Consider the following 14878-nt stretch of genomic DNA (forward strand, 5'->3'; position numbering starts at 1 on the left):
TTTCCGTGCCCCCATGCGGGACCGCACGGGCAGGGCAGACGGCTTTCGATCCGACCAATGACATCGTGCCCAACGGGCATCTTCACCGTGCCGGGGAGGATGAAGCATGACGACGATGCAGCAGCCAAGCGCCGGTCGCGAAAGCCGCCAGGGAATGCTGGATTGTCTTCAGGCGCTGCGCGGCCTGGCCGCGGTGATGGTGCTGATCGATCACGCGATGCTGGCAGTGGTCCCCTACGATCCGGCGTTCGGGCCATTCTTCGATCTGGCCGGCACGATCGGCAAGATGGGCGTGAACCTGTTCTTCGTGATCAGCGGCTTCATCATGATGTACACGACCGAGCCGACAAGGGCGCAGGCCCCGGCCGAACGGGTTTCGGATTTCGCGTGGAAGCGGGTGACGCGGCTGGTGCCGCTGTATTGGCTGGCGACGCTGGTGATGATGACGATCGCCACGCTGGAAGGCCTGCACTACACCGGTTTTCACATCTTTTCCTCGTTCACCTTCCTGCCGAATGTGGAGGATGCCGGCGATCCCCGGATGCCGCCCATCGTCGGCGTCGGCTGGACGATCACGTACGAGATGATGTTCTACGCCTTGTTCGGCTTCTGCCTGCTGCTGCCCCGCAGGATCGGACCGGGCATCTGCATGGCCGCGATCGTTGCGCTGGTCGTGGGCGGCACGGCGGTGCTCGGCCATGTGCAGGACGCGGAACTGCGGCGGATCATCGCCTTCTATTCCTACAAGAACATGCTGTTCTTTGCCGTGGGCATCGCCATCGCCATCGGCTCTCGCCGGTTGCCGTCGGTTCCCGGGCCGGCAGCATTGGGCGGGGCGATCACGCTGATGGTGGCGGCACTGACGGCCTATTGGGAGTTGCGGATGCAGAACGGCAGCCTGCTGTGGCAGGTCGTGTCGTTCGTCACCTGCACTTGCGTCTGCCTGCTGGCTGCCGGCAACGGGCACCGCAGCGACATTCCGGCCCGGCGCCTGCTGCTCCATATCGGCAACGCATCGTTCAGCACCTATCTGTTCCATGCCCCGCTGATGCACTGGCTGGCCATCACATCTGCTCCGCTGCTGAAGGCGGGGTACGGCGCCGCATTCATCGTCCTTGCCACCCTTGCCAGCCTGGCGGCGGGAACGTTCATCCACACGCTTGTCGAACGGCCGCTCACGCGTGCCATCAGGAAGCTGAGCAACCTGCAAAGACCCGTGCCGGCGAAAGCCGCCGCCTAAGCCGCCTGGACGTGCCGACCTGGATCAGTTCCTGAAATCGAGTTCCACCACCCGCGTCGGCGTGGCGCGGCAGAACAGTGGCAGCATCCTTTCCGCATCGGGATAAGTCGCGATCAGCTGGGCGCGGAAGCGCCAGCCGCCGTTGCCCGGCTCGATATGTACCAGCCGGTCGAACCGCACTTGCGTTCCGCCGGTAACGCCCACCTGGCGCGCGGCTTCCATCAGGCAGGTATTCATCGATGGACGGGCATCGGGCGGTAGCGAGGCCAGATCGGCGACCACCACGGCGGGCGGCCCCGGCGGGAACGGACCTGCCGGCGGCTGAGGCTGTGGCTGGGGTTGGGGCTCGGCCGGGGGCGGTGTGGGGGCAGGCGGCACCGGCGTCGTCGGTTGCGGAGGCGGCGGCGCGCTGCTCGTGGACGACCTGTTCCGGTTGTTGAGCAAGGTCACAAGCCCGGCGGCAACGGCCACGCCGCCAATAATGGCGCCCGTGCTGAGACCGCCGCCGTTGTTATTGTTGTTTCCGCTTCCCGGGCGGTCGTTCCAATGATTGTTGCCACGGCCATAGCCGAAGGTGCCGCGGCAGTTGTGGGACACCCAGATCTGCCGCTGGTCGTACCCCCAGCTGCGCCCCCGCGTGCAGACCGAAGAACTGCTGAGCAGTTCCACGCGATTTTCCGTCCGCGCGTTGCACCGTTGGACGCGGTTGTTCCGGGATTCGCAGGTCAGGCGGCCGGCGAAGCCATCCGGCCGGTTCGGTTGGCCCGTGGGCGGGCGGCCGGGTATGGGTTCGGGCAAGGGGACCGGCCGCTGCGTACCGGGCGGGCGCGTACCGGGGCGATCGACTTGCCCCGGAAGCGTCTGGATCGGCACATCCTGCGTCGATTGAGCGGTGAGTGAACTCATTGGCTGCGCGGTCAGCATTGCCGTTGCCGCGATCATCGTAACCTTGCCCCTCATAGGATCTCTCTCTCAGGAAAGGAGGCGGAATTGGACGTGATCGATCGCGGGACTATAATCTTGCAACGAAACACAAACAACACGAATTGACGGCGCGACATGGGGCGCTTTTGCATCCCAGGCCGTCTGACGACAGGGGCGGACGGCAGGCAAGCCGGCGGCTAAAGGGCGGTTTGGGCGTTCCGGGCGACGAATTCGATCAGACTTTCAAGCTCTTCGTCCGCGTGCCGCGTTCCAAATGCATGCCCCCCAATAGGAGAAAGGAAAAACAAAGCGAAAATGGTCGCATTATTGCCTGCGGACATCGTCACTTTATCGCCTTCGAAAAAAGTCATGACCATCGACAAGGCAAAAAATACCAGAATCCGTAGAATATATAAGCGAAAATGGTTGCCCCATACCGCAGATATAAAATCGATCCCGTCGATGAAGCCTCGATACGTCCGGATAGAACCGGCTTCATATTGTACTCGAACAGCGAACGCCTGTAGCGAACTCGAAGACGCCCCCACAGCATGCCGCCGACGATGTTGTTTGAAACCGGCATAGCGGTCCAACTTGCGGCACCGTTCAAACGCTCGACTACCACTTGCCTCGGGAGCGGCGAATAAAGGCGGAAGTGTTTGCCCGCGAAGTAATCTATCAAGCCCATGCAAAGCGTCATGCGGTAGCAAACGATAGCCCGCAACGTTGAAGTGTTCGGGCCAACGGCTTTAAAATCAAACCGTGTAGGTCGCCTGCCCGCTACTGGCAGGAGCGCCGGGCAAGACAGGATGTCGCCGGGAAGCGGCCATTGCCCGAATAACTGACCCGGCGTAACCAAGGCTCGATCGAGCAGATGAGACAATCGCGAATGCGCACCGCGGCCGTTTATTTCGTTTATGCCAATTGCGTCTTCTGGGCGGGTTTCAGCGGACTGATCGACTCTGGCTTTTGGGGAATACTCTCGTTTATCGGTTACTTCCCGGCATCACTCGTTCAGCTTTTAGTCGTCCGCCCGTTGGTCGACGTGCTTGACGGTCGCGGAATGCACATCGCGATATTCATGGCCGATGTGATCTTTGGGACCATGTGGTGGTTCATGGTCGATCGGGTCTGGCGGAAACGTCAGGATCGACGATGGAGCCGCTCGTGACGGCCGCGCGGTCGATCTGAAGTCTCCGAACGGTTCAGGTCATGCGCTGGATCTGCCCGGCAATGCGCTCTCGCAGGCTTTTTGCGGGCGGCAGGGCATGGCCTTCCAGCCGGGCGACGCCGGCGATCGCATCCTCTCCGAAGCAGTGGGCCAGCGGAATGGTATGGCCGCTGATATGGCGCTCGGTCTCGGTCGAGTAGAAGGCGTGGACCGTCGGCAGTTCGGGCTCTTCCGGGTCCTGATCGACCACCATGGCGATCCGGCCGGAACGCAGCAGCACGAAGGATCCGATCGGATAGACGCCCATGGACTCTACGAAGCGGGCGACGATATTCGCGTCGTAGCGGTCCGGCTGGTCGCTCAACTGGACGAGCACGGTGGATGGGTCCTGCACCTGACCGGTGAGCGCACCGCAGCAGGCAAGATCGTAGAAATCGCAAATCGCCGCCATGCGTGAAAACAGGTCAAGGTCCTGTTCCTTCAGGCCAAGCGGACGGCCGTTGCCGTCCAGCGCCTCGTGATGGCGGGCCACGGCGCGCAGCACTTCCTGGGGCATGTCGCCGGCCGCTTCCAGCAGGTCGCGGCCGATGAAAGTGTGCTGGTCCCACAGCCTGGGATCGAGGCGGGAGACGCCGCCGGCCTCTTCGGCGATTTCCACGTCCAGCCGGCTGACGCCCACGTCCAGCAGCAGGCCGGCCATTCCCGCAAGCCGCGATTCAGCAGGCGGCAACCGCATCTGCCGGGCCAGCGATACCATCAGCGCACTGTTCGCCAGCATGTGGCGATAGACCGGCTCGCTGTCCGCCTTGCAGCGCATCAGGCCGGAAAAGGCGTAAGGATTGCGCTCTATGGAGGCGTGGATGTCGTCCACCACGGGCGCCACTTCCACCACGCGCGGCGCCTTGCCCAGCCGCGCCTCCAGGAAGATCCGGGAAACCACCTTGCGCGCCTTGCCCGCCACCAGCCGGGCGTTGCCGAATTCGCGGCTGATCGGGATCGGGCCGGAGCGCAGCGATGCGCCGTTGGCGATGACCGGTCCGCGGAATGGTTGCTGGGCGGGCGTGGAGCCATTTCGCGGCGTGGCGGCGCGCAGTTGGGCGGGCTGGGCCGGATTGGATCGCGCGGTGTTGGCCGAGGCGGAGGCGGTTTCATTCTCCCCGGCGATGTCGCTGCCGCGCTCGGTATCGATCACCACCGCTTCGATTTCGCTGTTGCGTACGGCGGCCAGCCGGTCGCGATCCTCGATCACGAACTGCGCGCGCCAGAACGGGTGGCGCAGCCAGTTGCCGTGAAAGGACTGGATGAACATCCCCATTTCGACTTGCGACGGAGATATGCGCTTGAGAACCATGCCGAACCCGCGATCTGCTGAAACCCCCCTGCGAATAGCGCGCACGTGGCTGTTTCTGCGTTCGCGGGGGGATCCGTAAGTTCTCGTATTATAGAGGTTAATAGCGCGGAATGGCGGTGGCGGCGCGGTTAATTCGTCGGGCCCGCTTCGTTGGTGGGCGGCGTCTGGCCGGTGGGGCTGGCGGGGTAGACCTGCACGGTAACCAGTGGCGCCGTCGGCTTGTCTTCGGCGGGACGGTTCGCGGGCGTTCCTTCCGCCGCAGGTGGTTCCGACGGGGGGCGATACTGCGCGGCGATCCCGGCGTCGGTGAAGCCGCGTGCCACGGCGGAAAGGGCCTGCGGATCGTCTCCCGAAAGCGTCACGTTCGCCATGCCCCAGCGCTGCAGGGCCCAAAGCGCGAGATCGGGCGAAACCGCGTCTGCCGGGCGGCCGGCGGCGTCGGCGCCGGTCCAGACGGTCAGCGTCGGCTGCGCCGGCGGCACCAGCCGGACGGTCCAGCCTTCGGTGGCGGTGCTCGTCCGCGTTTCGACCGCGCGGTAATCGGCCAGCGACCAGCCGGGCAGGGCGACCGGCTCCAGATAGACCAGCCGCTGCGCCCGGTCGCTCCACAGGCTGCGGGTGGGCAGGCCGATGGCAGTGCGGATCGCGTTGTAGGGTGGCACGTCGGCGGCGATGCCGGCGGCAGTGCGCTCCATCGCGGCATCGACCATCGCGCGCGTCTGCGCCTGCACATCGGCGGCCAGGACCTGCTGGAGCGTCAGCCCGACATGTTCGCCCAGCGCCTGTTGCAGCCGCAGTTCGGCCGCGCCCTGGGCATTGGCGACATAGGCGGGGGTGACGACCAGCGCCTTGACCGAAGGTTCCCCGAACAGCGTCGATTGCACGTCCAACTGGGCGATGGTGGCGCCTTCGCCGGCGATGGCCAGGATTGCCGAGCGCGCGGCGGCGCGCACGCGCCCCTCCTGCGATAGCTGCATCAGCGTCATCGACAGCGGGGTTGCCAGGATCAGGAACGCCACGACCAGCGCAGCCACGTAGCGCGGCGTCCATTCGACCCGGCCGAACGGGCGCGCGGCACTGGAAAGCCGGGCAATCAGCGCCACGCTGAAAGTGATCGCGGCCAGGTTGGTGAAAAACAGCAGCAAGGCGCCCAGCGCGAACATCGGCTGCAAGACCCCGATGCCGTAACCGACGACGGTGAGCGGCGGCATCAGGGCAGTGGCGATGGCCACGCCGATTGCCGTGCCGCCCTTGCCGGTGACGGTGGCATAGCCGCCCGCGATTCCCGAAAGCAACGCCACGGCAAGGTCCAGCAGCGTGGGTTCGGTCCGCGACAGGATTTCGGGCGTGGCATTGCGGATCGGGGACAGCAGCGTCAGCAGCAGCCCGGTGACGATGCCGATCGCCGCGCCGATCGCCACCACGCGGGCCGCTTCGCGAATGCGTTGCCCGTCCAGCGATGCGAAGCCGATGCCCAGCGCGGCGATCGGGCTCATCAGCGGGGAAACCAGCATGGCGCCGATGACGACTGCCGTGGAGGATTGCAGCAGGCCCAGAATGGCGATGCCGGCGGCCAGCGTGCACATCAGGATGTAGCCGTTGGAAAGCTCCCCCTCCTTGCGCACGGTCTGGCGCAAGTCGTAGGCCTGATCGGGCGTCAGTTCGGGCAGCAGCACCGCATGGGCCATCCGCGTGCGCCAGCGGTCCAGCCTGACGCGCAGAATTCGCAGCCATGCCGGTGCTTCGCGGCGGTTGGCGGCGGGTTCCGAAGCCGCGTCGGCGGTTGGTTTGATATCGCCGCTCATGCAGGACGGCGCCTTGCCGATTGCAGGGCGGAAGCGGCGGCGCGCGAAGCGGGGCCGGCGGCGAACGGTATAATCGTGCGCATGGGCCCAGCCTAGGGCGTAAACTCATAAATGGCACTATCGAGGCGTCCAAATGGCGAACAGCTCGGGCCGAAGAGGCCGCTGGGCGGGCTGGTTGCCCGTCCAAGGTCACTTCGGTTCGAGATGGAAGCCATTTGGGCGTCCCTTCGGGATTTGACCAAAATGGTCCATTGCTGCGTCAGGAAGTCTTGAAATATCGACATATTCCGGCGCCTTCCTTCCTGGCACTGAACCATTTTGCTTCAAACCTCGATAGTGCCATTTATGAGTTTACGCCCTAGTGCCTGGGCTTGCACATTCAAGTGTCGAAGATCAGCCGATTCCCAGCCACAGCGCGCCATAGGCGGGCAGGCGATCGTGATCCGCTCCGTTCACCGAAAGCACGATCATGCCCTCCACCGGTTCGGGCAGGTCGATCGGCTCTGGCGAGAGGTTGAACAGGCAGCGCACCCGCGCCGTGCCGGCGTCGCGTTCGAAGCTGAGCAGGTCACCATCGGCGGTGCAGTCCACCAGATCGCCGTGATGCAGCGCCGGGATCGCCTTGCGCAGCGACAGGACGTGGCGGGTGAAATGCAGCAGCGATGCCCCATCCGCCTCCTGCACGGCCACCGCGCGTGACAGGTTCTGGGCGGAGAGCGGAAGCCAGGGCTGCCCGCTGGTGAAGCCGCCCTGCGCCGTATCTTCCCACGGGAACGGCGTGCGCACCCCGTCGCGGGAGAGGGTGAGCGGCCAGTTGGCGATCGCCTCCGGGTCTTGAAGCTGTTCGTAGGCGATCTCGTCCTGCAGCAGCCCCAGTTCCTCGCCCTGATAGACGATCACATTGCCGCGTAGCGCCATCAGCAGCGCCATCTTCACGCGGGCGAAGGCGGCACGGTTTTCGGGCGTGGACCAGCGGGAGACGGCGCGCGGGGCGTCGTGGTTCTCGAAAGCCCAGCTTGGCCAGCCGCCGGTCTCACCCGGAGCGAGTTCCCAGCGCGCCAGCGTCTCGGCCACGAACCGGGCAGTGAGCGCGGGGGCATAGAGAAAGTCGAAGCCGTAGGCGCTGTTCAGCCGGTGATCGCCCGCCGTATAGGCGCGCCGGTCCGCCTGTGGATGATCGCCGCCGATCTCGGCCACGGTGTGCACGCCGGGGAACTCGTCGCAGACCGCGCGCAGTTTCTCCACCACCGCGACCATGCCGGGGTGAGACTGGCTGTACTTCTTGATCTGGTAGTCGAAGGGGCGCGAGCGCACGCGGCCGTCTTCGGGTGCGGGCGGATTGTCGCGCAGTTCGGGGTCATGCATCGCGTGGTTCAGCGCATCGAGCCGGAAGCCGTCCACCCCGCGCTCCAGCCAGAACCGGGCGACGTCGAGTATCGCGTCCTGCACGTCCAGGTTGTGCATGTTGAGCTGCGGCTGCTCCTTCAGGAACGTGTGCATGTAATACTGCCGCCGCCGCGCGTCCCAGGTCCAGGCCGGGCCGCCGAACACCGATTGCCAGTTGCTGGGCGGGGTGCCGTCCTCGTTCGGATCCTGCCAGACGTACCAGTCGGCCTTCGGGTTCTCCCGGTTCTGGCGGCTGTCCGCGAACCATGCGTGCTGGTCGGATGTATGCGCGTAGACCTGATCGATCAGCACTTTCAGGCCCAGTTCGTGCGCGCGGGCGACCAGCGCGTCGAAATCGGCCATCGTGCCGAACACCGGGTCGATCCCGCGATAGTCCGCCACGTCGTAGCCGAAATCGCGCATGGGAGAGGTGAAGAACGGCGATATCCAGATCGCGTCCACGCCCAGCGCCGCCACATAGTCCAGCCGGCGGGTGATCCCGGCCAGATCGCCCACACCGTCTCCATCGCTGTCCTGAAAGCTGCGCGGATAGATCTGGTAGATCGCCGCGCCCTGCCACCACGGGCGCGCGGGCTGCGCATCGGGCTCCACGACAGGCTCGGGCTGGGGGGCATTCGCAAGGGAGTGGTCGAGGGTCATGCGCACCTTTCGCGAAGGCTGGCGGAGCGTGCCGCTATAGCAGGCGCGATATGCGCTGGCGAATTTTTTGCGGCAGCGCACAATGGCTCTTGCCGCTCTGCAACGCTGTGCTAGCCATGGTGGTGGAAGTCGGGGAAGAGAGAGGGACGCATCGCCTGCGAGGCGTTCCGAACATGGCGTAAACCGCTGCCGCTGAACGTTTTTATCGTCCGGCGGTCGGCCCGTTCAGGAGTGTGCCCGTGGCTACCGATCCTGTGTCAGACAGTTCCCCGCTGGCTTCCGTGCAAACCCCGTCCGAAATGGACAAGCACATCGTCAGCGTGCTGCGCAACCGCGTGGGCAAGGATGAGCGCGCGGCCAAGCAGTACGACTGGTACACCGCGTCGATCCTGGCCCTGCGCGACAAGGTGATCGATACCTGGTTCGATTCCACCCGGCGGACGTACGATACCGGCGGCAAGCGGGTCTATTACCTCTCGATGGAGTTCCTGATCGGTCGCCTGCTGCGTGACGCGCTCTCGAACATGGGCATGACGCGGGAGTTCGAGAAGGCGCTGGCCGCGCATGGGCTGGACCTTGCCGCGCTGGAGGAGCTGGAGCCTGACGCAGCGCTGGGCAACGGCGGCCTGGGCCGCCTTGCCGCGTGTTTCATGGAGAGCCTGGCCACGCTGGACATCCCGGCTTACGGCTATGGCATTCGCTACAAGAACGGCATGTTCCGCCAGCGCATCGACGATGGCTGGCAGGTGGAATTGCCCGAAACCTGGCTGGCCCACGGCAACCCGTGGGAGTTCGAGCGGGTGGAGAGCACCTACCGCATCGGCTTCGGCGGCGAAGTCGTGGCCGAGGGGGAGGGCGTGTTCTGGCATCCGGCCGAGCAGGTGGAGGCTACCGCCATCGACACCCCGATCGTCGGCTGGAAGGGCAAGCGCGTGAACACGCTGCGGCTGTGGACGGCCAGCCCGCTCGATCCGATCAAGCTGGATGCCTTCAACGCGGGCGATCACTTCGGCGCGCTGGCGGAGCAGGTGCGTGCGGACAGCCTCGTGCGCGTGCTCTATCCCGCCGATTCCAGTCCCGCCGGGCAGGAACTGCGGCTGCGGCAGGAGTATTTCTTCACCGCCGCCTCCATTCAGGACATCGTGCGCCGCCACGTCCAGTACGAAGGCGATATCCGCACCTTGCCGGAAAAGGCTGCGATCCAGCTCAATGACACCCACCCCTCGGTCGCGGTAGCGGAGCTGATGCGTCTGCTGGTCGATGAAAACGGCCTTGAGTTCAACGAGGCGTGGGACATCTGCCGCCAGACGGTATCCTACACCAACCATACCCTGCTGCCCGAAGCGCTGGAATCCTGGCCGCTGCCGCTGTTCGAACGGATGCTGCCGCGGCACATGCAGATCATCTATGCGATCAACAGCCGCGTGCTGCGTGAAGCGCGCAAGGCGGGCTGCGACGATGCGCAGATCTCCGCGATCTCGCTGATCGACGAGGGCGGGGAGCGGCGCGTGCGCATGGCGAACCTGGCTTTCGTGGGATCGCATTCGGTGAACGGCGTGGCCGCGCTCCATACCGAGCTGATGAAGGAAACGGTCTTCGCCGACCTTCACAAGCTTTATCCCACTCGCATCAACAACAAGACCAACGGCGTAACGCCGCGCCGCTGGCTGCAGCAGTGCAATCCCGGCCTGACCCGCGTGATCCGCGATGCCATCGGCGATGGGTTCCTGGACGATGCGGAAAAGCTGGTGGACCTCAACGCCTTTGCTGAGGACGCACAGTTCGGGGAGCGGATTTCCGAAGTGAAGCGTGCCAACAAGGTGGCGCTGGCGGACTATATCAAGAAGACGATGGGCGTGCGCCTCGATCCCGATGCGCTGTTCGATGTGCAGATCAAGCGCATCCACGAATACAAGCGCCAACTGCTCAACCTGATCGAGACGGTGGCGCTTTACGACCAGATCCGCAGCCATCCGGAGCGGGATTGGGTGCCGCGCGTGAAGATCTTCGCGGGCAAGGCGGCGCCCAGCTATCACAACGCCAAGCTGGTCATCAAACTGGCGAACGACATCGCCCGGCGCGTGAATGCCGATCCCTCCGTCGGCGGGCTGCTGAAGGTGGTGTTCATGCCGAACTACAACGTCAGCCTGGGTGAGCGGATCTTCCCGGCGGCGGACCTATCCGAACAGATTTCGACCGCGGGCATGGAAGCGTCCGGAACCGGGAACATGAAGTTCGCGTTGAACGGGGCTCTCACCATCGGCACGCTCGATGGCGCCAATGTCGAAATCCGGGACCATGTGGGCAATGACAACATCGTGATCTTCGGTCTCACCGCCGAAGAAGTGGCCCAGAAGCGCGCCAATGGCTACAATCCCCGCGAAGTGATCGAATGCTCGCGCGAGTTGAGCCAGGCGCTCACCGCCATATCCTCTGGCGTATTCTCCCCCGACGATCCGGATCGTTACAAGGATCTGATCGGCGGCATCTACGACCATGACTGGTTCATGTGCGCGGCCGACTTCGACAGCTATGCCGGCGCGCAGCGTTCGGTTGACGCATGGTGGGAAGATACTTCACGCTGGCGTGCGGCGACGATACGCAATATTGCGAATGTCGGCTGGTTCTCGTCCGACCGGACGATCGCCGAATATGCGAGAGAGATCTGGAAGGTTCTGTGAAGCCAAAGGACAGTCTGCAACCACCGGAAAGTGCGATAGAGGCTCTCCTTCAAGGCGTTCATGCCGACCCGTTCTCGCTTCTCGGCGTCCTGCCCGGGCCCGATGGTACGTTCGTGCGCGCCATCCTGCCCGGGGCTGAAGAGGTGGAGGCGTTCAGCCTGGATGGGCGGCGGCTGGGCCTGCTGGGCAAAGTGGACGATCGCGGGCTGTTCGAAGGCAAGCTGATCATTCAGCCGCAGCCGATCCGCTACCGCTGTTCGGATGGGCACCATCAGTGGCTGGTCACCGATCCCTATACTTTCGGGCCGGTGCTGGGTCCGCTGGACGATCTGCTGATCGCGCAAGGCACGCATTTCCGGCTGTTCGACAAGCTGGGTGCCCATATCATCAGCCATGAAGGCACCGGCGGCGTCCACTTCGCGGTCTGGGCGCCCAACGCCCGCCTCGTCAGCGTTGTGGGCGATTTCAACGACTGGGATCCGCGCCGCCACGTCATGCGCGATCGCAAGGATATCGGCGTGTGGGAGATCTTCATCCCCGACATCGCCGACTATCGCGCCTACAAGTACCACATCGTCGGCGCCGACGGCATGGAGCAGCCGCTGAAGGCCGATCCTTTCGCCTTCATGTCGGAAATCCGCCCCGCCACCGCCTCTATGACCGCGCATCCGGCCAAGCTGGACTGGGGGGATGAGGCGCACCGCGCGCACTGGGCCAAGGTCGATCCGCGCAAGGTGCCGGTGTCGATCTACGAAGTGCACGCCGGATCATGGCAGCGCGACCGCTGGAACTGGTTCCTCAATTGGGACGATCTGGCGGACCGGCTGATCCCCTACGTGGTCGAAATGGGCTTCACCCATATCGAATTCCTGCCGATCAGCGAGCATCCCTACGACCCGTCATGGGGATACCAGACCACCGGGCTCTACGCGCCCAGCGCCCGCTTTGGCGAACCGGCCGGCTTTGCGCGCTTTGTGGATGGCGCGCACCGGGCGGGGGTGGGTGTCATTCTCGACTGGGTGCCCGCGCATTTCCCCACCGACCAGCACGGCCTCGTCCGTTTCGACGGCACCGCGCTTTACGAACATGCCGACCCGCGCCTTGGCTTCCAGCCCGACTGGAACACGCTGATCTACAACTTCGGCCGGCGCGAGGTGGTGAGCTTCCTGGTCAACAACGCGCTGTTCTGGGCGGACCGCTATCACGTGGACGGGCTGCGCGTGGATGCCGTCGCCTCGATGCTCTACCGCGATTATTCGCGCAAGGAGGGCGAGTGGCTGCCCAATGCGCAGGGCGGGCGTGAGAACTGGGAGGCGGTGGACTTCCTGCGCGCCGTGAACCGCGCGATCTATGGCCAGCATCCCGGCGTCATCACCATTGCCGAGGAATCGACGGCGTGGCCGGGCGTCACCCAGCCGGCCTACGAAGTCGACGACGGAAAACGCGCGAGTTCTCTTGGCTTCGGTTTCAAGTGGAACATGGGCTTCATGCACGATACGCTGCGCTACATGGCGCGCGATCCGGTGCATCGCCGCTATCATCATAACGACATCACCTTCGGGCTGACCTACGCCTTCAGCGAGAACTACGTCCTGCCGCTCAGCCATGACGAAGTGGTCCACGGCAAGGGATCGCTGCTGGGCAAGATGAGCGGGGACGACTGGCAGCAGTTCGCCAACTTGCGCGCCTATTACGGCATGATGTGGGGCTATCCCGGCAAGAAGCTGCTGTTCATGGGGCAGGAATTCGCCCAGCGCCGCGAATGGAGCGAAGAACGCGCGCTGGACTGGGACTTGCGCGATGCCCCCGCGCATGAAGGCGTGCGCAATCTGGTGAAGGACCTGAACGCGCTCTATCGCACCAAGCCGGCGCTCCATGCCGGCGATTGCGACGGCAACGGCTTCGAATGGCTGGTGGTGGACGATGCCGAAAACTCGGTCTTCGCGTGGCTGCGCAAAGCTCCGGATGCAAATCCCATCGCCGTGATCTCCAACATGACCCCGGCGCTGCTGACCGGCTATCGCCTGCCGCTGCCGCTGGCGGGCAACTGGAACGAAGTGCTCAACACCGATGCGCTGACCTACGGCGGCGGTGGCAAAGGCAATCTGGGGCACGTTACCGCTGCCGATGGCCACGCCACCGTCACGCTGCCGCCACTGGCGACGATCATGCTGGAATTCGACGGAAACTGAACACGCGCGCCCATGTCTGGGGCTCAGGATGCCTAAGGAGAGTGATTTAGATGCGTACCTCCGGATCGCCGCTCGCACGCGACGCCATGGCCTATGTGCTCGCGGGGGGGAGGGGTAGCCGTCTTGCCGAATTGACCGACAATCGCGCCAAACCGGCAGTCTATTTCGGGGGCATGAGCCGCATCATCGACTTTGCGCTCTCCAACGCGATCAATTCCGGCATCCGCCGCATCGGCGTGGCGACGCAATACAAGGCGCATAGCCTGATCCGGCACATGAACCGCGCGTGGAACTTCATGCGGCCGGAACGTAACGAAAGCTTCGACATTCTGCCCGCCAGCCAGCGCATTTCCGAAATGCTGTGGTACGAAGGCACGGCGGACGCGGTGTTCCAGAACATCGACATCATCGCTTCGTACAGCCCCAAGTACATGGTGATCCTGGCGGGCGACCACATCTACAAGATGGATTACGAGTTGATGCTGCAGCAGCACGTCAACTCCGGCGCGGACGTGACGGTGGGCTGCCTTGTCGTGCCGAAGAAGGAGGCGACCGCTTTCGGCGTGATGCATGTCGACGAGAACGACGTGATCACCTCTTTCCTGGAAAAGCCGAAGGATCCGCCGACGATCCCGGGCGATCCGCACAATTGCCTGGCGTCCATGGGCATCTACGTCTTCGATACGGAGTTCCTGTTCGAACAGCTTCGCCGCGATGCTGAGGAGCCCGATTCCAAGCGCGATTTCGGCGGCGACATCATCCCCTACATCGTCAAGCACGGGAAGGCGCAGGCGCACCGCTTCACCAATTCCTGCATCCGCGCGGCGGAAGAGATCGAGGAATATTGGCGCGACGTCGGCACCGTGGACGCCTATTTCGACGCCAACCTCGACCTGACCGACACCGTGCCCAAGCTCAACATGTACGACCGCGACTGGCCGATCTGGACCGACACCGTCGTCGCCGCACCCGCCAAGTTCGTGCATGACGAGGATGGCCGCCGGGGCGAGGCGATATCCTCGCTGATCAGTCAGGACTGCATCGTTTCCGGATCGCTGGCGCGGCGCTCGCTGCTGTTCACGGGGGTGAAGATGGGCAGTTACTCGTCCGTCAACGAAGCGGTGATCCTGCCCTACTGCAACATCGGCCGCCACGCCCGGCTCAGCCGCGTGATCATCGATTCCGGCGTGCGCATTCCGGAGGGGCTGGTGGTGGGAGAAGACCCCGTTCTGGACGGGCAGCGTTTTCGCCGCACTGACAATGGCGTATGCCTGATCACCAAGCGCATGATCGAGCGCCTCGACCTCTGAATTTGGAAAATACGTGAAACGCATTTTCGAGACGGCACCGGCCCGCTCCCCCACCCGACCTCCCATCAGGATACACTCGTGGGAGGTCGGGTGGGGGAGCGGGCCGGTGCCGTCAAAATCCGCCTGCGGCGGATTTTCAATCGTCGTCAAAGGGTAAT

General features: G+C 64.3%; 10 protein-coding genes. 5 read left to right on the forward strand and 5 right to left on the reverse strand.

Translation table 11 applies throughout. The features are described 5' to 3' along the window. Positions 1-106: 106 nt before the first annotated feature. Positions 107-1240, forward strand: coding sequence for an acyltransferase family protein (locus WBP07_RS01655; protein ID WP_395393829.1), 1134 nt, complete (start codon positions 107-109; stop codon positions 1238-1240). Between the two features lie 24 nt (positions 1241-1264). Here WBP07_RS01655 and WBP07_RS01660 read toward each other — a convergent pair whose 3' ends face one another. Together WBP07_RS01660 and WBP07_RS01665 are read right to left on the reverse strand one after the other, a co-directional pair. Continuing rightward, positions 1265-2200, reverse strand: coding sequence for a DUF3011 domain-containing protein (locus WBP07_RS01660; protein ID WP_395393831.1), 936 nt, complete (start codon positions 2198-2200; stop codon positions 1265-1267). Positions 2201-2361: 161 nt separating this feature from the next. Next, the gene (locus WBP07_RS01665; protein WP_395393832.1) at positions 2362-2757 is read right to left on the reverse strand and encodes a hypothetical protein; all 396 of its coding nucleotides are present in this window, start codon (positions 2755-2757) and stop codon (positions 2362-2364) included. Between the two features lie 296 nt (positions 2758-3053). On the opposite strand from WBP07_RS01665, the gene WBP07_RS01670 reads away from it, so the two are divergent. Next, a complete protein-coding gene (locus WBP07_RS01670; RefSeq protein ID WP_395393835.1) occupies positions 3054-3335 on the forward strand; it encodes a hypothetical protein in 282 nt (93 codons plus the stop codon). Between the two features lie 34 nt (positions 3336-3369). Here the strand turns inward: WBP07_RS01670 and WBP07_RS01675 are convergent, their stop codons facing one another. The 3 genes from WBP07_RS01675 to WBP07_RS01685 form a co-directional block, all read right to left on the reverse strand. Next, the gene (locus tag WBP07_RS01675) at positions 3370-4686 is read right to left on the reverse strand and encodes an HD-GYP domain-containing protein (RefSeq protein ID WP_395393837.1); all 1317 of its coding nucleotides are present in this window, start codon (positions 4684-4686) and stop codon (positions 3370-3372) included. A 128-nt stretch (positions 4687-4814) separates the two neighbouring features. Then, positions 4815-6491 carry a TIGR00341 family protein gene (locus WBP07_RS01680; RefSeq protein ID WP_395393838.1) on the reverse strand — a complete coding sequence of 559 codons (1677 nt, stop codon included), beginning with the start codon at positions 6489-6491 and terminating at the stop codon, positions 4815-4817. Between the two features lie 393 nt (positions 6492-6884). Further along, complete coding sequence (locus WBP07_RS01685) at positions 6885-8537, reverse strand: alpha-amylase family glycosyl hydrolase (RefSeq protein WP_395393839.1); 1653 nt, start codon at positions 8535-8537, stop codon at positions 6885-6887. Between the two features lie 299 nt (positions 8538-8836). Between WBP07_RS01685 and WBP07_RS01690 the strand changes: the two genes are divergently transcribed. The 3 genes from WBP07_RS01690 to glgC are packed head-to-tail and all read left to right on the forward strand — an operon-like array spanning position 8837 to position 14720. Beyond that, the gene (locus tag WBP07_RS01690; protein WP_395395695.1) at positions 8837-11218 is read left to right on the forward strand and encodes a glycogen/starch/alpha-glucan phosphorylase; all 2382 of its coding nucleotides are present in this window, start codon (positions 8837-8839) and stop codon (positions 11216-11218) included. Positions 11219-11232: 14 nt separating this feature from the next. Next, positions 11233-13410 (forward strand): 1,4-alpha-glucan branching protein GlgB, encoded by a 2178-nt coding sequence (gene glgB / locus WBP07_RS01695; protein ID WP_395395696.1) that lies wholly within the window; start codon positions 11233-11235, stop codon positions 13408-13410. 50 nt (positions 13411-13460) lie between these two features. Further along, positions 13461-14720 carry a glucose-1-phosphate adenylyltransferase gene (gene glgC, locus WBP07_RS01700; RefSeq protein ID WP_395393842.1) on the forward strand — a complete coding sequence of 420 codons (1260 nt, stop codon included), beginning with the start codon at positions 13461-13463 and terminating at the stop codon, positions 14718-14720. Positions 14721-14878 lie beyond the last annotated feature (158 nt).

The sequence above is a fragment of the Novosphingobium oxfordense genome, assembly GCF_044029435.1.
Taxonomy (GTDB): domain Bacteria; phylum Pseudomonadota; class Alphaproteobacteria; order Sphingomonadales; family Sphingomonadaceae; genus Novosphingobium.